At 64.8% G+C, this 18,099-nt stretch carries 21 protein-coding genes; 6 read left to right on the top strand and 15 right to left on the bottom strand.

Annotation, left to right across the window (positions count from 1 at the left end):
* Window positions 1-4: 4 nt before the first annotated feature.
* Window positions 5-586 (bottom strand): putative glycolipid-binding domain-containing protein, encoded by a 582-nt coding sequence (locus FJW10_RS17220; protein ID WP_140900997.1) that lies wholly within the window; start codon window positions 584-586, stop codon window positions 5-7.
* 197 nt (window positions 587-783) lie between these two features.
* On the opposite strand from FJW10_RS17220, the gene ubiG reads away from it, so the two are divergent.
* Window positions 784-1,533 carry a bifunctional 2-polyprenyl-6-hydroxyphenol methylase/3-demethylubiquinol 3-O-methyltransferase UbiG gene (ubiG, locus tag FJW10_RS17215; RefSeq protein ID WP_140645249.1) on the top strand — a complete coding sequence of 250 codons (750 nt, stop codon included), beginning with the start codon at window positions 784-786 and terminating at the stop codon, window positions 1,531-1,533.
* 11 nt (window positions 1,534-1,544) lie between these two features.
* On the opposite strand, the gene FJW10_RS17210 is transcribed toward ubiG, so the two are convergent.
* Both FJW10_RS17210 and FJW10_RS17205 read right to left on the bottom strand, forming a co-directional pair.
* Complete coding sequence (locus FJW10_RS17210; RefSeq protein WP_140710998.1) at window positions 1,545-2,066, bottom strand: flavin reductase family protein; 522 nt, start codon at window positions 2,064-2,066, stop codon at window positions 1,545-1,547.
* A 14-nt stretch (window positions 2,067-2,080) separates the two neighbouring features.
* Window positions 2,081-3,205: an LLM class flavin-dependent oxidoreductase gene (locus tag FJW10_RS17205; RefSeq protein ID WP_140900996.1), complete on the bottom strand. Its 1,125-nt coding sequence runs from the start codon at window positions 3,203-3,205 to the stop codon at window positions 2,081-2,083.
* Window positions 3,206-3,316: 111 nt separating this feature from the next.
* Between FJW10_RS17205 and FJW10_RS17200 the strand changes: the two genes are divergently transcribed.
* A complete protein-coding gene (locus tag FJW10_RS17200) occupies window positions 3,317-3,898 on the top strand; it encodes a winged helix DNA-binding protein (RefSeq protein WP_140900995.1) in 582 nt (193 codons plus the stop codon).
* Here FJW10_RS17200 and FJW10_RS17195 read toward each other — a convergent pair.
* On the bottom strand, window positions 3,895-4,827 hold the full coding sequence (locus FJW10_RS17195) for a DMT family transporter (protein WP_140900994.1): 933 nt from the start codon (window positions 4,825-4,827) through the stop codon (window positions 3,895-3,897). The two genes, FJW10_RS17200 and FJW10_RS17195, sit on opposite strands and share 4 nt — an antisense overlap.
* Before the next feature lie 105 nt (window positions 4,828-4,932).
* Between FJW10_RS17195 and FJW10_RS17190 the strand changes: the two genes are divergently transcribed.
* Complete coding sequence (locus FJW10_RS17190) at window positions 4,933-5,427, top strand: MarR family transcriptional regulator (protein WP_140900993.1); 495 nt, start codon at window positions 4,933-4,935, stop codon at window positions 5,425-5,427.
* Here FJW10_RS17190 and FJW10_RS17185 read toward each other — a convergent pair.
* From FJW10_RS17185 to FJW10_RS17170, 4 genes are all read right to left on the bottom strand, one after another.
* Complete coding sequence (locus FJW10_RS17185) at window positions 5,424-5,849, bottom strand: DUF1178 family protein (RefSeq protein WP_140900992.1); 426 nt, start codon at window positions 5,847-5,849, stop codon at window positions 5,424-5,426. The two genes, FJW10_RS17190 and FJW10_RS17185, sit on opposite strands and share 4 nt — an antisense overlap.
* The gene (locus FJW10_RS17180; protein WP_140900991.1) at window positions 5,846-6,712 is read right to left on the bottom strand and encodes a carbon-nitrogen hydrolase family protein; all 867 of its coding nucleotides are present in this window, start codon (window positions 6,710-6,712) and stop codon (window positions 5,846-5,848) included. The genes FJW10_RS17185 and FJW10_RS17180 overlap by 4 nt, the downstream gene beginning before the upstream one ends.
* 2 nt (window positions 6,713-6,714) lie before the next feature.
* Window positions 6,715-6,978: a glutaredoxin 3 gene (gene grxC / locus FJW10_RS17175; protein ID WP_140645242.1), complete on the bottom strand. Its 264-nt coding sequence runs from the start codon at window positions 6,976-6,978 to the stop codon at window positions 6,715-6,717.
* 73 nt (window positions 6,979-7,051) lie between these two features.
* The gene (locus FJW10_RS17170) at window positions 7,052-7,852 is read right to left on the bottom strand and encodes a ComF family protein (protein ID WP_140900990.1); all 801 of its coding nucleotides are present in this window, start codon (window positions 7,850-7,852) and stop codon (window positions 7,052-7,054) included.
* A 63-nt stretch (window positions 7,853-7,915) separates the two neighbouring features.
* Between FJW10_RS17170 and FJW10_RS17165 the strand changes: the two genes are divergently transcribed.
* Entirely contained in the window at window positions 7,916-8,788 is an 873-nt protein-coding gene (locus FJW10_RS17165; RefSeq protein WP_140900989.1) for a methyltransferase domain-containing protein, read from the top strand.
* Window positions 8,789-8,800: 12 nt separating this feature from the next.
* Here FJW10_RS17165 and FJW10_RS17160 read toward each other — a convergent pair whose 3' ends face one another.
* The 5 genes from FJW10_RS17160 to argJ all read right to left on the bottom strand — a co-directional run bounded on the left by FJW10_RS17160 (window position 8,801) and on the right by argJ (window position 12,020).
* A complete protein-coding gene (locus FJW10_RS17160; protein ID WP_140543577.1) occupies window positions 8,801-8,980 on the bottom strand; it encodes a Flp family type IVb pilin in 180 nt (59 codons plus the stop codon).
* Window positions 8,981-9,091: 111 nt separating this feature from the next.
* Complete coding sequence (locus tag FJW10_RS17155; RefSeq protein ID WP_140900988.1) at window positions 9,092-9,412, bottom strand: hypothetical protein; 321 nt, start codon at window positions 9,410-9,412, stop codon at window positions 9,092-9,094.
* A 168-nt stretch (window positions 9,413-9,580) separates the two neighbouring features.
* The gene (locus FJW10_RS17150; RefSeq protein ID WP_140900987.1) at window positions 9,581-10,003 is read right to left on the bottom strand and encodes a (deoxy)nucleoside triphosphate pyrophosphohydrolase; all 423 of its coding nucleotides are present in this window, start codon (window positions 10,001-10,003) and stop codon (window positions 9,581-9,583) included.
* Window positions 10,000-10,779, bottom strand: coding sequence for a GNAT family N-acetyltransferase (locus tag FJW10_RS17145; protein ID WP_181177558.1), 780 nt, complete (start codon window positions 10,777-10,779; stop codon window positions 10,000-10,002). The genes FJW10_RS17150 and FJW10_RS17145 overlap by 4 nt, the downstream gene beginning before the upstream one ends.
* Window positions 10,779-12,020, bottom strand: a complete 1,242-nt coding sequence (gene argJ / locus FJW10_RS17140; RefSeq protein WP_140836216.1) for a bifunctional glutamate N-acetyltransferase/amino-acid acetyltransferase ArgJ — start codon at window positions 12,018-12,020, stop codon at window positions 10,779-10,781. The genes FJW10_RS17145 and argJ overlap by 1 nt, the downstream gene beginning before the upstream one ends.
* A gap of 188 nt (window positions 12,021-12,208) precedes the next feature.
* On the opposite strand from argJ, the gene FJW10_RS17135 reads away from it, so the two are divergent.
* Window positions 12,209-12,802, top strand: a complete 594-nt coding sequence (locus FJW10_RS17135; RefSeq protein ID WP_140836217.1) for a TetR/AcrR family transcriptional regulator — start codon at window positions 12,209-12,211, stop codon at window positions 12,800-12,802.
* 60 nt (window positions 12,803-12,862) lie between these two features.
* On the opposite strand, the gene FJW10_RS17130 is transcribed toward FJW10_RS17135, so the two are convergent.
* Complete coding sequence (locus FJW10_RS17130) at window positions 12,863-13,777, bottom strand: peptidylprolyl isomerase (RefSeq protein WP_140673867.1); 915 nt, start codon at window positions 13,775-13,777, stop codon at window positions 12,863-12,865.
* Window positions 13,778-14,037: 260 nt separating this feature from the next.
* Here FJW10_RS17130 and secA point away from each other — a divergent pair, with 260 nt between their 5' ends.
* Window positions 14,038-16,770, top strand: a complete 2,733-nt coding sequence (secA, locus tag FJW10_RS17125; protein WP_140900986.1) for a preprotein translocase subunit SecA — start codon at window positions 14,038-14,040, stop codon at window positions 16,768-16,770.
* Window positions 16,771-16,986: 216 nt separating this feature from the next.
* On the opposite strand, the gene FJW10_RS17120 is transcribed toward secA, so the two are convergent.
* Complete coding sequence (locus FJW10_RS17120) at window positions 16,987-18,084, bottom strand: malate/lactate/ureidoglycolate dehydrogenase (protein WP_140900985.1); 1,098 nt, start codon at window positions 18,082-18,084, stop codon at window positions 16,987-16,989.
* Window positions 18,085-18,099: the final 15 nt, after the last annotated feature.

The raw sequence follows: 18,099 nt of genomic DNA, 5'->3' as shown, positions 1-18,099 counted from the left end.
CGCTTTATTCGGTCGAGGATGCGCAATGCAACGCGATGGCCTTCCAAAGGCCTGGATAGTCGACAATGAAGCCGGACGGCGAGACGTCCAGCACTTGGTCGTAGCCGAATTTCGGCGCGGCATAGGCGTAGCGGCTGTCGTCGAGGCGACGGTAGGTCTGGTCCAGACGTTCAAGCCTTAGCTCCGGAAAGGCCAGATAGGCCGCCGGGGCAGGCGCCGCAGCGCCGACGGCAAGGTCGAAGCGGCGGATCGCCAGCAGGTTCGTTGCCGGCGTGAAGCCGAGGTCGACATCGACAAGCCCGGCAACCTCCGCCTGCTCCGCGCCATTCAGCGCCCATCGGCCGTCGGCCAGCCGTTCGACCTCGTAGCGCAAGGTTTGCGTGCCGAGAAAGCCGTCGACACTTGCGAAACGCGTGCGCCAGCCGACATCGCAATCCGCCGCATAGGCAAGGCTGCAGGGCTGGCCGTCATGGAGGAAGAGGGCATGCCCCTTGAGCCGCCAACCGCTCTGGGTCGCACAAAGCAGGCAGGCATCGTGGCCTTCAAGGTCGAGACGGCGCCAGAGGATCGACGAGTGAGGTCGCATGATCGCGTTCCTTTTTGGCCAGCATGACGTTCCATTCGTTCGATGTGGCAATCCGTTTCGACCTCGGTGCGATCAAGCTGCCACGTGCTGACAGCAAGGGGCATGGCAGCAGCCGAGAAAAACCTGCCTTGACTTTCGCAGGCAAGGACCCGACTTGCTAGCGTTCACGACTTCTTGGCGTTCGAGGAGACCCGCCTATGCCAGAGCCCCGCCGATCGACCATCGATGCCGGAGAAGTCGAGCGCTTCTCCGCCCTTGCAGCCGAATGGTGGAACCCGAACGGCAAGTTCCGTCCGCTGCACAAGTTCAACCCGGTGCGGCTTGCCTATATCCGCGACCAGGTGGCGGCGCGTTTCGGCCGCGATCCGCGCGCGGCACGGCCTTTCGATGGCCTGCGCTTCCTCGATATCGGCTGCGGCGGCGGTTTGCTGTGCGAGCCGATGGCCAGGCTTGGCGCCGAAGTGGTCGGTGCCGATGCTTCCGCGACCAACATCGAAGTGGCGAAGCTGCATGCGGCGGAGGCCGGCGTCAGCGTCGACTACCGCGCCACCACGGCCGAGGCGCTAGCCGATGCCGGCGAGGTCTTCGATGTCATCCTGAACATGGAAGTGGTCGAGCATGTCGCCGATGTCGACCTGTTCGTCGCCAAATGCGGACAGATGGTCCGCCCAGGCGGCATCATGTTCGTCGCCACCATCAACCGCACGCTGAAAGCGCTTGGCCTTGCCATCATCGGCGCCGAATATGTGTTGCGCTGGCTGCCGCGCGGCACGCATCAGTTCGGCAAGCTGGTGCGGCCGGAGGAGCTGGCAAAGGCGCTGGGCGCGGCCGGTCTCACGGTGATCGACCGCACCGGCGTCATCTATCACCCACTGGCCGACCGCTGGCAGCGCTCGAAGGACATGGACGTCAACTACATGGTGCTGGCCGAGAAAGCCTCGGTCTGATCAATGGGTCCTCAGGCTTCCAACGGCCGATAGCCGCCGCGCCAATAGATCAGGGCCTGTCCGGCATCCTGCGTTCTCACCGCCTCGACCGAACCGATGACGATCGAATGCGTGCCGCGATCGATCATCTCGTCGAGGCTGCAGTCGAAAGCGGCCACCGCGTCGCAGAGCAGCGACGCGCCCGTCTTCAGCGTCGTCCATTCGGCGCCCTTGTAACGATCCTTGCCCTTGATGCCGCCGAAGCCGGAGAAGCGCTCGGCAACCTGCTGGTGCTGGGGCCCGAGCGAGTTGACGCCGAAATGCCGGTAGCGCTCGATGATCGGCCAGGTCGATGAGGAGCGGTTGACGCAGGCGATCACCTTCGGCGGCTCGGCCGACAGCGACACCACGGAAATGACGACGAGGCCGGTACGGTCGTCGCCGACGCCGGCGGTGATGACGCTGACATTGCCGACGATGAGCCGCATGGCGGCGCGGAAATCAGCGACGCTGACCGGATTTTCTGGCGTGGACTGACCTTCTGCAGTAGACATTGCCATCTCCTTGTCTAAGCCGCCGACTGCTTCGCGGCCGGCGCGACGCGAATGCCTCTTTCTTCGAGAATAGGCAGGACCGTGTCGCGGAAATAGGGGAATTCCTCGACATAATCGACGAAGGACAAGGTCGAGCCGCGGAAGCCGGCATGGTGCAGTTGGGTGATGCCGTCGGCCACCTGCTCGGGCGTGCCGGTCAGCGGAAAACCGCCATGGCCCGCCGCCATGCGGTCGCGGATGAGCGCCAAAAGATCGTGCGGGAAGGATTGCGCGTGGGCGAATTGCAGCCGCACCAGGTTGTCCACCGCCGCCCAATCGGCATTGGCGCGGCCGAAATGCTCAAGATAGTCCTTGGCTTCCTTTTCCGTCGGCCGGCACACGACATGGGCGAAGGTCAGCACATCGACGTCCCTGCCCGCCGCTTTGCCCTGCTCCTTCAGTGCCGCGAGCTCGTCCTTCGAGCGCGAGAGGTCGATCGCCGGCGTGAACAGGAAATCGGCGTTGCGGACAGCAAATTTCCGCCCCTCTTCCGAGCCGGCCGCGTTGAGGATCGGCAACGGCGATGACGGGCGCGGATCGCCGAGCACGTTCCTGAGCTTGAACCAGGTTCCGTCCCAGTCGAAAGCCTCAGTGCGGCTCCACAGGGCGCGCACGATGTCGAACCATTCCTGAGCGTAGCCGTAGCGGGTGGTGTGGTCGTCGGGCAGCGTCAGCCCAAGTGCCTCGTATTCCGGCTTGTTCCAGCCGGCGACGATGTTGAGGCCGATGCGGCCGCGGCTGATCTGGTCGATGGTGGCCAGTTGCTTGGCGACGACGACAGGATGGTTCGCCGCCGTATGGGTCGTGGCAAAGACGGTGATGTTGCGGGTGAGCGCCAGCAGCCCCGCTGCCCAGGTGATCGTCTCAAGCACGTTGCCATGAAAATTGGTTTCGCCGCCGTAACCGATCCAGCGCGCGATCGGCAGCATGAAGTCGATGCCGGCTTCATCGAGAAGGCGGGCGAGCTTGAGATTGTTGTCCCAGGAATTGTCCCAGCGCTCGGCGACCTTGGTGACGGTCATGCCGCCGGAACAGTTGGACGCGAAGGTGCCGAGAAAGAAAGGCTGTGTGCCAGGCGCGGACTTGTCGAGCATGCTCATGACAACGTTCTCCTCACATTTTTGATTATAATTTATGATAGAAAGTCTATCATAAATTCATGTGGACGCAATCGCGTGGATCGGCGCATCCTCGCGGCAAGGGAGAGGCTGATGAACGAGCGTCGCAAATCGCTGGAAACACAGGAAGAACTGCTCGACCGCGGCTGGCATCTGGCGCGCACGCCGCTCGAGATCGACGTCACCGAGGTCGAATATGCGCTGATGCGCTCATACGAGGCATTCGGCCACTGGCAGGCCGAGTGCCTCGCCACCGTGATCGAGTTTTCGGCGAGTGGGCCGGAAAACGCGCTGCTCCACATCATCAGGATGAACGACCGGCCCAAAAGCGTCCGCGACCTCGCCCAGATGGCCAATCGCGACGACATTCCCAACATCCAGTACAGCCTGCGCAAGCTGTTGAAGGGCGGGCTGATCACGCGCACCGGCAGCGGCAGGGCCGGCGTGACCTACGAGGTGACACCGCTCGGGCATCGGGTGACGGAACGCTATGCCGATATCCGTTCGGTGCTGCTCATCGAAGCGGTGAAGCGCATTCCCGAGATGGCCGAGAAGCTCGAGGACGTCGCGCGCACGCTGGAGTTGATGACGGGCATCTATGAGCAGGCGGCGCGCGCCGCCGCCACCCATCGCCGCCGCCACCCGCGGCCGGAATCCTCCGGCAAGGAGGATTAGCTCCGGGACGACGCCGGCTCGACCCGAACCGGCGCCGGCGGGCCGGCTTGGCTTTGCGCCTTGGTCGTGATGAAAACCCCGGCGGTGATGATGGCGGCGCCCAGCCAGGTCAGAAGCTGGTAATGCTCACCGAGGAAGAGCGTGCCGGCGAACAACCCAACGGCCGCCGCCACATAGCCGATCTGGCTGAGATAGACTGGCCCGCCGACCGCCTGCAGGCGGAAGAAGAAGGCAAACATCGCCGAGGCCGACACAACCTGGCCGACGACGACGAGGGGCACGGCGCCGAGCGGGGCGAAGGCATGCGTGCCCAGAAGGCCGAGGATGCCGATGAGAAGCAGCGTGGCCGAGGCCAGGTGGCTGCCGACGGCAAGCTCGATCGGGCCGGTGTCTTGCGGCCAGTCGACGGTGCGGTAGATGTTGCCGGCGGCGAGGCTGACCGGGATGAGCAGTCCGATCGCAACCCAGAAATAATCGGCCGGCTGGCCGGCTTCGCCGCGCGTCAGCGCGACCATCGCCGCGCCGACGAAGCCGACGGCGATGCCGATGACGCCGAGCAGGTTGGGGCGCCTGACACCGAGAAGGATCGAGAACACCAGCGTGATCACCGGCGACAGCGTGAACATGATGCCGGTGTAGCCGGCGCCGAGATGCGGAATGGCGGAGAACATCAAAAGATTGGGAATGGCGTAGGAAATCGCCGCGGTGACGAAGAAATAGCGCAGCTTGTGCGGCGTCAGCCGGATGCGCACGCCGCGCGACAGAAGCGCCAAGAGCAGCACGCCTCCGGCGCCCAGCGAAATGACGAAGGCCCAGACCATGGCAGGCACGCCGGCGGCGGTGGCGAGCTTGCCGAATGGCAGCGTCATGCCAAGCAGGCCGCCGGTCACCACCAGAAGGCCGATCGCCGAATCCCAGAGAAATTTCATCGGGCTGTCCTTTACACCTGTCTGATATCCGCCTTGGCCGCCGTCTGATCTTCGGGTAAGATAACATAAAGATTCTTAATATCAAGATACTTTACGGTGAGCGATATGGATCGAGCGGGCAGGGCCTTGGAGCAGTGGCGATGTGAGCGGCCGGACCTGGATGTGTCGCCGATGGGCGTCATCGGGCGGCTCAACGAGGCCTCGACGCTGATCGCGCGCGACCGGCTCGCCCCGGTCTTTGCCCGCTTTGGGCTGCAGGCCGGCGAATTCGACGTGCTGGCAACGCTGCGCCGGTCGGGCGCGCCCTACGCGCTGACGCCGACCGAGCTTTACGAAGCGACGATGGTGACGTCGGGCGCCATGACCGCCCGCCTCGACCGCCTGGAGAAGGCCGGCCTGACCCGGCGCGCGCCGCACCCCAGCGACCGGCGTGGCGTTGTCGTCGAGCTCACCGCGAAAGGCCGCGAGCTTATCGACGAGGCACTTGCCGCCCACGTTGCCAATGAGCATGAAATCCTCGCCGGTCTGACGCGCGAGGACCGGGAAACGCTGGCGAAGCTGCTGGAAAAACTGATCGGAAGCCTGAGTTCGCCGTCCTAGTTCCGGTCGTCCGGAAAGCTCGGGATCGGCATGAACTCGACGCCGTCCTCGGCGAGGCTCTGCGCCTCTTCGGGGGTCGCTTCACCGTAGATGCCGCGCGGATCAGCCTCGCCGAAATGGATCTTGCGCGCTTCCTCGGCGAACTTGTCGCCGACATAGTCGGCATTCTCGCGCACCTTCTCGGCCAGCGCCTTGAGCTGCGCCAACGCCTGCTTCTGCGCCTCGCCCACGGCCAAAGCCACCTTCTCCTGTTTGCGTGACGTGGAGACGGCGGGCGCCATCAGCGCCTTCTCGACCTTGTGCGAGCCGCAGCTCGGGCAATCGACGAAGCCGCGCTTCTTCTGGGCGTCGAAATCATCATTGCTGCGGAACCACGCTTCGAACTCGTGCTCGTGTTCGCAGATCAGGGAGAAACGGATCAAGAGGCGGCACCCCTGAGACGCGGCGCTTCGCTTGTCCCGGCTTTGACGGCGAAATCCCGCGCGTTCTTCAGATTGGGGATCTTGCGGCGCGCGGCCAGCGACTGGGCCGGATCGATCTCGGCGACGATCACACCGGGCTCGTTATGCGCGGCCTCGGCGATGATGCGCCCCCACGGATCGACGATCAGCGAATGGCCATATGTCTCGCGCCCGTCCTCATGCAGGCCGCCCTGCGCGGCGGCGATAACATAGGCGCCGTTCTCGATGGCGCGGGCGCGCAGCAGCACATGCCAGTGCGCTTCGCCGGTCTGGCGCGTGAAGGCGGCCGGCACCGTCAGCACTTCGGCCCCGGCCATTGCCTCGGCGCGGAACAGCTGCGGAAAGCGCAGGTCGTAGCAGACGGCAAAGCCAAGCTTCGTCCCTTCGATGTCGGTCACGGCCGCTTCCGTCCCTGGCTCGTAGGACGCGGATTCGCGCCAGCTCTCGCCATTGTCGAGATCGACGTCGAACATATGGATCTTGTCATAGCCGGCAATCACCGCGCCGTCGGGCGAAAACAGGAAAGCGCGATTGGCGAGCTTCCCGTCGGCGCGGCGAATGGCCGTCGAGCCGATATGCAGGTGAATGCCGAGCTCCTTCGCCAACCTGCGCGCGGTGGCGACGACGATGTCCTTATCCTCCGCGGTAAAAGCGGCCGCGCCGGCTTCCTTGTCGCGCACCAGCGCGCCGGTCATTTCCGGCGTCTGGACATAGGTGGCGCCCTGGCCGGCGGCCTGGCGGACCAGGATCTCCATGTCGGCGGCGTTGCGTTCCGGGCTCGTGCCCGAACGCATCTGCACGGCGGCGGCCTTGAAACTACCCATGGTCATCTCCCGTTGGCGAGCATCGCGTCCAGCCGGCCCCGCGACTCCAGATCGTGGAGGTCGTCGCAGCCGCCGACATGCGTGTCGCCGATGAAAATCTGCGGAAAGGTGGCTCGCCCATGCGCCTTGGAAATCATCTCCTGGCGCAGCTCCGGCGAGAACGAGGCGTCGTGCTCGGTATAGGCTACCCCCTTGCGGTCGAGCAGCCGCTTGGCGGCGTTGCAGTAGCCGCACATCATGCGGGTGTAGATCGTCACATCAGCCATTGGCCGGCACATTCCTCATGCATGCCGTCCAGGGAGGTACGAAAGCGACATGCGATAAACAACAAACTCAGACCTATATAGTCGCGGACTCATCGGGCCGAAAGTCCCCAGGCAGGACGCGGGCGAAAGTGAGGATGTCGACGGCTCCGGCGCCGCCCCTCTTCAGCGCCTTGGCGACCGCCCGCACCGTTGCGCCGGTTGTGTAGACATCGTCGACCACGAGCACCCGGCGCCCGGCTATCTCGATTTCGGCTTCCGGCGGAACGCGAAAGGCGGCGCGTACATTCTCCTCGCGCTCGTGCCGTTCGAGTCCGACCTGCTGGCGCGTCAGCTTCACGCGCCTGATCGCGGATGGCGAGAAGGGCAGCCCGCCGAGCTTTGCAACGGCCCGTCCGAGCTCTGCCGACTGGTTGAACTGGCGCCGGAAGAAGCGTCGCCAATGCAACGGCACCGGCACGACCAGGTCGGCCTCCGCAGCCAACTCCGCGCCGGCGCGCATCATCCAGTTCGCCATCCACGGCGCGAGGTCGGTTCGATCCTGATATTTCAGCCCCTGCACCATCTGCCGCGCGACGCCTGAATAGACGACCGCCGCCCGCGCCCGCTCGAAGGGCGGAGGATCGGCGATCGCCTCGGCGGACAGAAATCCCTCGCCCATGTCGTGGGTGAAGGGCGTGCCCATCACCGGGCACCAGGGCTTCTCCAGCAGCCTCAGCTTCGGCCAGCAGGCGCCGCACAGCACGCCAGGCTGCGACACATGGCGACGGCAGCCGGCGCAAACCGGCGGAAACAACAGGCGTGCCGGCCAGGCCAGTGCCTGCCGGGTCATATCCTGGACCGCTATGGTCTTGATCTTGTGCACCGGATCGGCCACGTGATTGGAACCCGACGCACCTTAACACCACTCCGGCACGCGCGGACAACAGGAAGCTTTTCGTTGCAGCCCTTGATCGACACCGAGCTCTGGCTCGCGCGCAAGCGCAGGGCTCTCGCCCGCCCCGTCGAAGGCGCCGATTTCCTGATGCGGCGCGCCGCGGAAGACCTTGCCGACCGGCTGGGTGCCGTCGAACGCCGCTTCGGCAAGGCGGCCGCGCTGTTCTGTCAGACGTCGTCGGCGGCGGACGCGCTCGCCGACAGCGGCAAGGTCGGCGAGGTCGTACGCGTCGAGATGGACGAAGCGCTTCTGGCCGGCGGCCCCGGCCTGGTGGCTCCGCCGGAGACCGTGCCGTTCGAGGAAGGCAGCCTCGATCTCGCCGTCTCCCTGCTCTCGCTGCACGCCGTGAACGACATTCCCGGCGTGCTCGCGCAAATCCGCCGGGCGCTGAGACCGGACGGGCTGTTCCTCGGCGCTCTCGCCGGCGCGGGCACATTGACGGAACTACGCGAAAGCATGCTTGCGGCCGAGACGGAGCTTTACGGCGGCGCGAGCCCGCGCATCCTTCCCTTCACCGACGTGCGCGACGCGGGCGCGCTGCTGCAGCGCGCCGGCCTGGCATTGCCGGTCGCCGATGTCGAAACGGTCGCGGTGCGCTACGATACGCTGTTCGATCTCGCGGCCGATCTCCGCGCCATGGGCGAAACCAGCGTTCTCATCGATCGCAGCCGCCGGCCGGCCAGCAGACGCCTGTTTGCCCGCGCGGCCGAAATCTATGCCGAGCGATTCTCGGATCCGGACGGCCGTATCCGCGCAAGTTTTTCGATTGTTTGGATGTCCGGCTGGGCGCCAGACGCCTCGCAGCAAAAACCGCTCAGACCCGGATCGGCCAAGGTCTCGCTAAAGGCTGTCCTGGAGAACCCGCCTAAGACTTGAGCGCGCCCGTCGTCAGTGAGCGAAAGCGTTGGCCAGCTTGCTGTTGTTGTCGGTGAACAGCCATACGAGCCCATCGGCCGCCTGTTTGACCCCGGCGATGATGGCGAGCGACAACACCACGACGATCAGGCCATATTCGACGGCCGTGGCGCCCGTTTCATCTTCAATGAATTGCTGCAGCAGGTTTTTCATGATCATCGATCCCTCATGCAGAAACTCTAATGTCTTACCCGTTAAGAAAGGTTAACGGCAAAAGCTTAACAGCGAGTGAAACGCCGCCGTGCCGAGAAATCATTAACCAAGTCAGCACTCGCCGCTGCGGCTGCCGTCATTGCGGATGACGCAGATTGAACTGGGCAAAGGCTGCAGCACGCTGCGGCGCAGCGTATATGTATTGGGACGATGACCGATCGATCCAGTCGCCGTCATGTCGAGCCCGCCGGGGAAGCCGTCGCGAGCGCTCTGCGGCCGGGTCTGGCTGTCCAGGAAAGGCGTTGCGATCAGCGCCAGCGCCATCGCGGCCGAGCCGAAGAGAAGCGTGATCCGCAGGATGCCCATGCCGGCGTCCACCGCGCGGAAGCCGCGGTCGGGTCGGATCGAGTCCCAGTCTCTTTCGAGGCTCATGCCGTGTTTCCCAGTCATCGACGATATCGCCGCGCAAACGGCCTCGTGCAATTTTTCACATCGAGATAAATCTTCCATTAACGCTGGCTAAAGCAGCTCTCAGGAAACGTGCGGAAACATTCACCGTCTCCGGGAAACGATGAGCTGTCGCAAGGGCGAACCGCGAAACTACAGAAGGTCGATGAGGAACTGGATCAGCGGCGCGTCGGCCGGCGGCATCGGATAGTCGCGCATCTGCCGGGGCCTGACCCATCTGAGTCCCTGCCCTTCTCTGGGCTGCGCGATCCCGCAGAAGCGGCGGCAGACATAAAGCGGCATCAGGAGATGGAAATCGTCATAGGAATGGCTGGCGAAGGTGAGCGGCGCCAGGCACGGAATCTCCGTCTCGATCCCGAGCTCCTCATGCAATTCACGCACCAGGCATTCCTCCGGCGTCTCGCCGGGCTCGACCTTGCCGCCTGGAAACTCCCACAGGCCGGCTAGCTGCTTTCCTTCCGGACGCTGCGCCAGGAGCACGCGCCGGTCGGTGTCGACCAGCGCGCAGGCGGCGACCAGCAGCAGACGCTTTCCGGTTGGCTTGCTCTCGCTCATGCGCCCGGCGGCCGTCGATAATGGTAGCGATAGACTTCCTCGAAGCCGAGCGACCGGTAGAGCGACAGCGCCGGCCCGTTGCTGGCTTCGACCTGCAGCCAGGCTTCGCGCGCGCCGCGCAGCCGGGCCCATTTCAGCGCCGACAGGATGAGATTGCGGCCATGGCCCTTCTTGCGCGCCGATTTTTCGGTGGCGACCTCGAACAGACCCGCCAGATCGCCGTCATGCACGCAGATCAGCGTCGCCAGCGGCTCGTTGCCCTCCTCGAGCGCGAACAGCCCCGCTTCCGGCTGGATGGCGCCGATGACCTCGGACAGGCCGGGCCGCAGCGAGACGTCCGAGCCGCTCGTCCTCAGCGACGCGCCGATGAAGCGGCTGATGTCCTTGAGCGGAATCTGGTCCATGGCCGCGCCGAGCTCGACCTCCTTCAGCGGCAGCCGCATGACCAGGGATTCGTCGAACCTGTTCCAGCCGGCCTTGTCGAGATGCGTGGACAGAACTAGTCCCGATAGCGGCGACATGCGGAAGGTCAGCGGCCGGCCATAGGCGTCGAAGCGCCGCGCGGCGCGGCCGATGCGCTCTTCGATGGCGTGCGTGTCGCCCGGATCGAGCGGATTGACCGAGTTCAGGCGCTTGGCGGGGTGTCCTGCCGTGAGGCGTACCACCCAGGTCCCGTCATAATGGACGGCGGCCGCCGGCCAGGCGCGAAAGCCCGCCGCCTCGTAGCGGCGCACGACCGCCAGCACGCTTGCCGGATGCCCGGACACCGGCGCCATCAGCTCCGGTAATCGCCATTGATGGCGACATATTCCTTGGTGAGGTCGCAGGTCCACACCGTCGCCTTGCCACGGCCGATGCCGAGGTCGGCGCGAATGCGGATATCGTCGCGCTTCATATAGGCCGAGGTCGCTTCCTCCGAATAGGCCAGATCGCGTTCGCCCTCATGCGCGAGCCGATTGTCGCCGAACCAGATCGACAGCCGGTCGCGGTCGGCCGGTTCGCCGGCCTTGCCGACCGCCATGACGACGCGGCCCCAATTGGCGTCCTCGCCGGCGACGGCTGTCTTGACCAGCGGCGAATTGGCGATCGAAAGCGCGATGCGCTTGGCCGAGCGGGCGGACTTCGCGCCGGTGACCGTGACCTCGACCTGCTTGCGCGCGCCCTCGCCGTCGCGCACCACCTGCAGCGCCAGCGACTTCAGCACCTTGCCGAGCGCCCGGCGGAAGGCGCCAAGCCGCGCATCCTTGGCATCGCTGATCGCCGGCGCGCCGCGGGCGGCGGCCTTGCCGGTGGCGAAGATGAGCAGCGTGTCGCTGGTCGAGGTGTCGCTGTCGACGGTCACCGCATTGAAGGTCTTGGCCGTGCCGCGCGAAAGCAGGTCCTGCAGTACGGGGGCGGCGATCGGCGCGTCGGTGGCGATGAAGGAAAGCATCGTCGCCATGTCGGGCGCGATCATGCCGGCGCCCTTGGCGATGCCGTTGATGGTGACGTCGGCGTCGCCGAGCTTGACCGTCGCCGTCGCCACCTTCGGATAGGTATCCGTGGTCATGATCGCCTTGGCCGCCTCGGTCCACAGATCCGGCTTGCCGTCCTTGACCAGGCCGGCGAGCAGATGGCTGAATTTGGTGGTGTCGAGCGGCTCGCCGATGACGCCGGTCGAGGCCAGGAAAACCTCGCTCTGCGAGCATCCGGCGGCCTTCGCCGCCGCCTCGCCGGTCAGCGCGGTCGAAGCCTTGCCCTTCTTGCCGGTGAAGGCGTTGGCGTTGCCGGAATTGACCACCAGGACGCGTGCCTTGCCGGCAGGCAGGTTCTGACGGCAGAAGTCGACCGGCGCCGACGGGCATTTCGACCTGGTGAACACGCCGGCGACAGCCGTGCCCGGATCGAAGACCATGGCCAAGAGGTCGGTTCTGTTCTTGTATTTGATGCCGGCTTCGGCGGTCGCGATGGCCACGCCCTCGATGACCGGCATCTTCGGATACTTCTTCGGTGCGAGCGGCGAAATCGTAGCGGACATCGGAACCCCGGAGCGGCAAGAACGCGAAAGGAAGGCCGGTTTGCCCGATAGCGCGCGTCGGCGCAAGGGGCGTTCTGGCCGCGCCTTCCTGGCCTGGCCGGCGGCCTGGCAGTTGGAAACGCGTCGTTTCGTTTCGTCGCCGAAGCCAATATGATCGGCGCCAGATTCACCGGCTAAGGAAGACCTCGATGGACGAAGCCGCCGCTCGCGGGCGCAAGTCGATCGGCGCGAAACGCAATCCCGAGAGCGCCGATGCCATCGTCAAGGCCGCCGAGGCGGTGTTGCGCGAGGCGGGCTATGCCGGCTTCTCGATCGAGGCCGTCGCCCGGCGGGCGCGGGCGGGAAAGCCGACCATCTATCGCTGGTGGCCGAGCAAGGCGGCGCTGCTGATCGAGGTCTACCAGCGGCAGAAGCGCGTCGAGACGCCCGACACCGGGAACATCGAGGATGATCTGGCCGGCTTCCTCGAAAATCTGTTCGCGCATTGGCGCGACACCCCGTCGGGCAACATCTTCCGCTCGCTGATCGCGGAGGCACAGTCGGACGAGACAGCCGCGGCCGCCCTTGCAGAATATTCGAAAGGGCGCCGCAGCCATACCGGTCGGATGATCGAGCGCGCCAAGGCGCGGGGCGAGGTGGCGGCCGATGTCGATGCCGGGATCGTCGCCGACCTGATCGCTTCCTTCGCCTGGCGGCATCTTCTGGCCGGACGGCTCGACGAGGACGCCGCGCTGATCCGCGCCGCCGTGCGCTACATCACGCGGGGTATAATGAACGCTTGACCCCCGAAAGCGAAAGGGCGCCCGAAGGCGCCCTTTTAGAATTATCCAGCCGCAAGCGGATTACTTGCCGGCTTCCAGCGTGTCGATGTCCTTCTTGAGCTTCTCGTCCGGGATCTCGACCTTGGCGGCCGCGCGCAACTCCTTGACCATGGCGAAATACTTGTCGCGGATCACCGCCTGCTTGGCCTGGTCCTTGACGTCGTCGAAGGCCGGCGGCTGCTTGGCGCGCTTGTCCTCGACCTTGATGACGTGCCAGCCGAACTGCGACTGCACCGGCTCCTTCGAATATTTGCCGACGTCGAGCGCGAAGGCGGCCTTGTCGAACTCCGGCACCATCTGCCCCGGGCCGAACCAGCCGAGGTCGCCGCCACTGGTCTTGCCGCTCGGATCGCTGGTGTGTTCGTTGGCAAGCTTCTGGAAGTCGGCGCCGCCGTCGAGTTGCTTGATGATCGCCTCGGCCTCTTCCTTCGTCTTCACGAGGATGTGACGGGCGTGGATTTCGTTGACCGGCGGCGTGTTGGCGATCTCCTGGTCGTAGCGGGCGCGCACTTCGGCGTCCGTCACCTTGTCGACCACTTCCTTCTCGACCACCTCGCCATGCAGGGCGCGAGCCTGCAGGAACGCCATGCGGCGCTGGAAGTCGGCGTCCTTGTCGAGGCCGCTGTCGACCGCCTTCTTGGCCATGACGCGGATTTCGATCGCGGCCGAGAGGGCAGCCGCGCGGCGCTGCTCGGGCGGCATCTGCGCGAACTGTTGCGACAGTTCGCCTTCGGCGAGCTGAAGATCGGCCTCGGTCAGCTTCTCGCCATTGACGGTGGCGACCACGGCATTGGGATCGACCGGAGCCGCCGCCGGCGCTGTGGCGTCCTGGGCGGGCTTGGTCTCCTGCGCCATCAGAGGCGACAGGCTAAGTGCCGAGAGCCCGAAGGCCAGACCGAGGCTGGCGAGCGAGGCGCGGCGGAACGACAGGGACATCAAGATAACTCCAATGGGGATTGCCAATAAGGATCGCGTGAGCGGAAGGTCCAGATCAGTCGGATTGTGGCGGAATTTGGCGCTGCCCATAGGGCTAACGCGGCGTTGACATCGATTGAGCCCCCTCTTATCTGTCCATCGACTTGGCGTCCAGAACCGTTTTCCGGGCGCTTTTTGCGTTTGTCCGTATTCACGCGGATTTGATGGGCCCGCCAGGCGCCTGTCGCAAACGGCTAAATTGCTATCGAAAGGACCATTGGATGGTCAGTCTCGGCGGTCTCGCCCGTAAGGTTTTCGGTTCTTCCAACGACCGCCGCGTCAAGTCGACCCGGCCAAGGGTCGAAGCCATCAACGCGATGGAAAACGAGATGCGGGCGCTTTCCGATGCCGAGCTTGCGGGGCGCACGGAAAAGTTCCGCCAGGATCTCGCCAACGGCGCTGCGCTCGACGATCTGCTGGTTCCAGCCTTCGCCACGGTGCGCGAGGCGGCCCGCCGCGTGCTTGGCATGCGTCCCTTTGACGTACAATTGATCGGCGGCATGGTGCTGCACAATGGCGGCATCGCCGAGATGCGCACCGGCGAGGGCAAGACGCTGGTCGCCACTTTGCCGGTCTATCTCAATGCGCTTGCCGGCCAGGGCGTCCATGTCGTCACCGTCAACGACTATCTCGCCACCCGCGACGCCGAATGGATGGGCCGCGTCTATAAGTTCCTCGGCCTGACCGTCGGCATCATCGTCCACGGCCTTTCCGACGACGAGCGCCGCGAGGCTTACGCCTCCGACGTCACCTATGCCACCAACAACGAACTCGGCTTCGACTATCTGCGCGACAACATGAAGTATGAGCGCTCGCAGATGGTGCAGCGCGGCCATGCCTACGCCATCGTCGACGAAGTCGATTCCATCCTGGTCGACGAAGCGCGCACGCCGCTGATCATTTCCGGTCCGCTCGAGGACCGCTCGGAAATGTACAACACCATCGACGCCTTCATGCTGAAGCTCGGCCCGGCCGACTACGAGGTCGACGAGAAGCAGAAGACGACGATCTTCACCGAGGACGGCACCGAGAAGCTTGAAAACATGCTGCGCGACGCCGGCCTGTTGAAAGGCGAGTCGCTCTACGATGTCGAGAACGTCGCCATCGTCCATCACGTCAACAACGCGCTGAAGGCGCATCTTCTGTTCCAGAAGGACCGCGACTACATCGTGCGCAACGGCGAGATCGTCATCATCGACGAGTTCACCGGCCGCATGATGCCGGGCCGCCGCTACTCCGAAGGCCTGCACCAGGCGCTCGAGGCCAAGGAGCATGTGCAGATCCAGCCGGAGAACCAGACGCTGGCCTCCGTCACCTTCCAGAACTATTTCCGCCTCTACAAGAAGCTTGCCGGCATGACCGGCACGGCGCTGACCGAGGCCGAGGAATTCGGCAACATCTACGGCCTCGAGGTCACCGAGATCCCGACCAACCTGCCGGTCATCCGCAAGGATGAGGACGACGAGGTCTACCGGACGGTCGAAGAGAAGTACAAGGCGATCGTCAAGGAGATCCGCGAGGCCAGCGCCAAAGGCCAGCCGACGCTGGTCGGCACCACCTCGATCGAAAAATCCGAGCAACTGGCCGAACGCCTGCGCAAGGACGGCTTCAAGGACTTCGAAGTGCTGAACGCGCGTCACCACGAGCGCGAGGCGGCTATCGTCGCCCAGGCCGGCAAGCCCGGCGCCATCACCATCGCCACCAACATGGCCGGCCGTGGCACTGACATCAAGCTCGGCGGCAACGCCGAGATGCGCATCGCCGAGGAGCTGGGCGACATGCCCGAAGGCCCCGAGCGCGAGGCCCGGGAAAAGGAGATCTACGCCGACGTCGAGCGTCTGAAGGAAAAGGCGCTGGCCGCCGGCGGCCTCTATGTTCTGGCCACCGAACGCCACGAATCGCGTCGCATCGACAACCAGTTGCGCGGCCGCTCCGGCCGCCAGGGCGATCCCGGCCGGTCAAAATTCTTCCTGTCGCTGCAGGACGACCTGATGCGCATCTTCGGCTCCGAGCGCATGGATGGCATGCTGCAGAAGCTCGGCCTCAAGGAAGACGAGGCGATCATCCATCCCTGGATCAACAAGGCGCTGGAGAAGGCGCAGAAGAAGGTCGAGGCGCGCAACTTCGACATCCGCAAGAACCTGTTGAAATATGACGACGTCTCGAACGACCAGCGCAAGGTGGTGTTCGAGCAGCGTATCGAACTGATGGACGGCGAAGGCCTGTCGGAGACGATCGCCGAGATGCGCGAAGGCGTCATCGAGGAGATCGTCGCCAAGAACATCCCCGAAAACGCCTATGCCGAGCAGTGGAACGTCGCCGGCCTCAAGGAGGAAGCGGCGCAGTATCTCAACCTCGACCTGCCGATCGAGGAATGGGTCAAGGAAGAGGGCATCGCCGAGGACGACATCCGCGAGCGCATCGCGGCCGCGGCCTCCGCCGCCGCCAAGGAGCGCGCCGATCGCTTTGGCCCCGACGTGATGAACTATGTCGAACGTTCGGTGGTGCTGCAGACGCTCGACCATCTGTGGCGCGAGCACATCGTCAACCTCGACCATCTGCGTTCGGTCGTCGGCTTCCGCGGTTACGCCCAGCGCGATCCGCTGCAGGAATACAAAGGCGAGGCCTTCGAGCTGTTCCAGGGCATGCTCGGCAACCTGCGCCAGGCCGTCACCGCGCAGCTGATGCGCGTCGAGCTGGTGCGCCAGGCGGCGGACGCGCCGCCGCCCGAAGCCCCCGAGATGTTCGGCAGCCATATCGACGGCTCCACCGGCGAGGATGATTTCCAGGGCGGCGAGACCGCGCTTCTTATGCGTCAGGACACCAACGCCGTCGTCGCGCCGGAAAACCGCGACCCGAAGAACCCCGCGAGCTGGGGCAAGGTCGGCCGCAACGAGCTCTGCCCCTGCGGCTCCGGCAAGAAGTACAAGCACTGCCACGGCACGTTCGCCTGAGCAAGTCTTCAGTCCCGGCTTTCGCCGGGACTTTTCAACGGATATGATCCCAGCCCCAGACAACTTTCGCAAGGGGCTGAACAGGTTCAAAGCCGCGCCCGGCGTGCCTGACTACTTCCAACTGCACGACCTTAACTTCAATTCATCCATAAAACCTGCAGTCATGGTGTCGGATATCGACACGACGCGGCAAACAATTCTATCAAAGATCGCGTCCTACAACGTCGGAGGCTGGACCCCGAGCGACAACGCGGCTGCACAGATCGCATCCCATGTCTGCTTCTGCAGCGGAACGCCGGAGCGCAGGCGCTCCTCGCGGGACCGGGCTTCCGGCTCGCCTGGAACCAGGACCGGAGTACCGGGCGTGGTCGGCCGCGAGGCCTTCACATAGTTGGCGTAAGCGCGCGCTCTCTGCAGGAAATCCGGCTCTCCAAAGCGGGCCGGGTCGAGGTAGATCGACAGCATGCCGTTGCTTATGCGGCCGCGCTTGCCGCCAGGGATAGGACCGGACGTCGCGCCTCCAGCCAGGACGCCCGCCAGGATTTCGCACATGAAGGCAAGGCCGGAGCCCTTGTGCAGACCGAAAGCGACGAGAGCGCCCTCGCCATGCGCTAAGTCCCGAACGCCGCCCGGCACGATCGGTCCGTAAAGTGCCGACGGATCCGAGGTCAACTTTCCGTCGAGCCCGACCAGCGCTCCCTCCGGCACTGGCTTGCCGCCGTTCGATGCGACCAGGACCTTGCCTTCGGCAACAAGCGACGTCGCGAAATCAAGCAGGAACATAGGGTCCTTGCCGTCCGACGGAACGCCTATGCAGATGGGATTCGTGGAAAACCGTCGATCGATCCCACCGAACGGCGCAACCAGCTCACCGCCGCCCACATTGACGAAATGCAACGAAACCAGACCGGCATCGGCGGCCCGTTCTGCCCAGTCGCCGATCCGGCCGAGATGGCTGGAGTTTCGCAGGCCGATCATCGAAACGCCCGCGGCCCTGGCTTTCTCCACGCCCGTGTCGACGGCCAACGGACCGATTGTTTGGCCGAAGCCCCAATTGCCGTCCACCGTGGCGAAGGAGGGACCCTCCGAGACCACCGTCAGCGTCTGCCCCGGTCGGACGTAACCCTGCCGCAGCCAATAGAGATAACGCGGAGTGCGTATCACGCCGTGGCTGTCATGGCCCGCTAGATTGGCCGACAGAAGGTAGTATCCGATCCGATCCGCTTCGTCCCGCGCGCAGCCGGCGGTCGCGAAAATAGTCGCGACGAACTCTTTCAGCCGCGCGGCAGGAATGACGTAAGTTGGCTCCTCCATCACCATTGGTTTGTG

The organism is Mesorhizobium sp. B4-1-1, assembly GCF_006439375.1.
In the GTDB taxonomy this organism is placed as follows: Bacteria; Pseudomonadota; Alphaproteobacteria; order Rhizobiales; family Rhizobiaceae; genus Mesorhizobium.
The sequence above is the reverse complement of the archived record's forward strand: the minus strand, read 5'-3'. Positions and strand labels throughout refer to the sequence as shown.

What these genes read in the sequence shown, in the direction of transcription:
- FJW10_RS17220 (WP_140900997.1), bottom strand. Translation starts at nt 586, where the DNA reads ATGCGACCTCACTCGTCGATCCTCTGGCGCCGTCTCGACCTTGAAGGC.
- ubiG (WP_140645249.1), top strand. Translation starts at nt 784, where the DNA reads ATGCCAGAGCCCCGCCGATCGACCATCGATGCCGGAGAAGTCGAGCGC.
- FJW10_RS17210 (WP_140710998.1), bottom strand. Translation starts at nt 2,066, where the DNA reads ATGTCTACTGCAGAAGGTCAGTCCACGCCAGAAAATCCGGTCAGCGTC.
- FJW10_RS17205 (WP_140900996.1), bottom strand. Translation starts at nt 3,205, where the DNA reads ATGAGCATGCTCGACAAGTCCGCGCCTGGCACACAGCCTTTCTTTCTC.
- FJW10_RS17200 (WP_140900995.1), top strand. Translation starts at nt 3,317, where the DNA reads ATGAACGAGCGTCGCAAATCGCTGGAAACACAGGAAGAACTGCTCGAC.
- FJW10_RS17195 (WP_140900994.1), bottom strand. Translation starts at nt 4,827, where the DNA reads ATGAAATTTCTCTGGGATTCGGCGATCGGCCTTCTGGTGGTGACCGGC.
- FJW10_RS17190 (WP_140900993.1), top strand. Translation starts at nt 4,933, where the DNA reads ATGGATCGAGCGGGCAGGGCCTTGGAGCAGTGGCGATGTGAGCGGCCG.
- FJW10_RS17180 (WP_140900991.1), bottom strand. Translation starts at nt 6,712, where the DNA reads ATGGGTAGTTTCAAGGCCGCCGCCGTGCAGATGCGTTCGGGCACGAGC.
- grxC (WP_140645242.1), bottom strand. Translation starts at nt 6,978, where the DNA reads ATGGCTGATGTGACGATCTACACCCGCATGATGTGCGGCTACTGCAAC.
- FJW10_RS17160 (WP_140543577.1), bottom strand. Translation starts at nt 8,980, where the DNA reads ATGAAAAACCTGCTGCAGCAATTCATTGAAGATGAAACGGGCGCCACG.
- FJW10_RS17155 (WP_140900988.1), bottom strand. Translation starts at nt 9,412, where the DNA reads ATGAGCCTCGAAAGAGACTGGGACTCGATCCGACCCGACCGCGGCTTC.
- FJW10_RS17150 (WP_140900987.1), bottom strand. Translation starts at nt 10,003, where the DNA reads ATGAGCGAGAGCAAGCCAACCGGAAAGCGTCTGCTGCTGGTCGCCGCC.
- FJW10_RS17145 (WP_181177558.1), bottom strand. Translation starts at nt 10,779, where the DNA reads ATGGCGCCGGTGTCCGGGCATCCGGCAAGCGTGCTGGCGGTCGTGCGC.
- argJ (WP_140836216.1), bottom strand. Translation starts at nt 12,020, where the DNA reads ATGTCCGCTACGATTTCGCCGCTCGCACCGAAGAAGTATCCGAAGATG.
- FJW10_RS17135 (WP_140836217.1), top strand. Translation starts at nt 12,209, where the DNA reads ATGGACGAAGCCGCCGCTCGCGGGCGCAAGTCGATCGGCGCGAAACGC.
- FJW10_RS17130 (WP_140673867.1), bottom strand. Translation starts at nt 13,777, where the DNA reads ATGTCCCTGTCGTTCCGCCGCGCCTCGCTCGCCAGCCTCGGTCTGGCC.
- secA (WP_140900986.1), top strand. Translation starts at nt 14,038, where the DNA reads ATGGTCAGTCTCGGCGGTCTCGCCCGTAAGGTTTTCGGTTCTTCCAAC.
- FJW10_RS17120 (WP_140900985.1), bottom strand. Translation starts at nt 18,084, where the DNA reads ATGGAGGAGCCAACTTACGTCATTCCTGCCGCGCGGCTGAAAGAGTTC.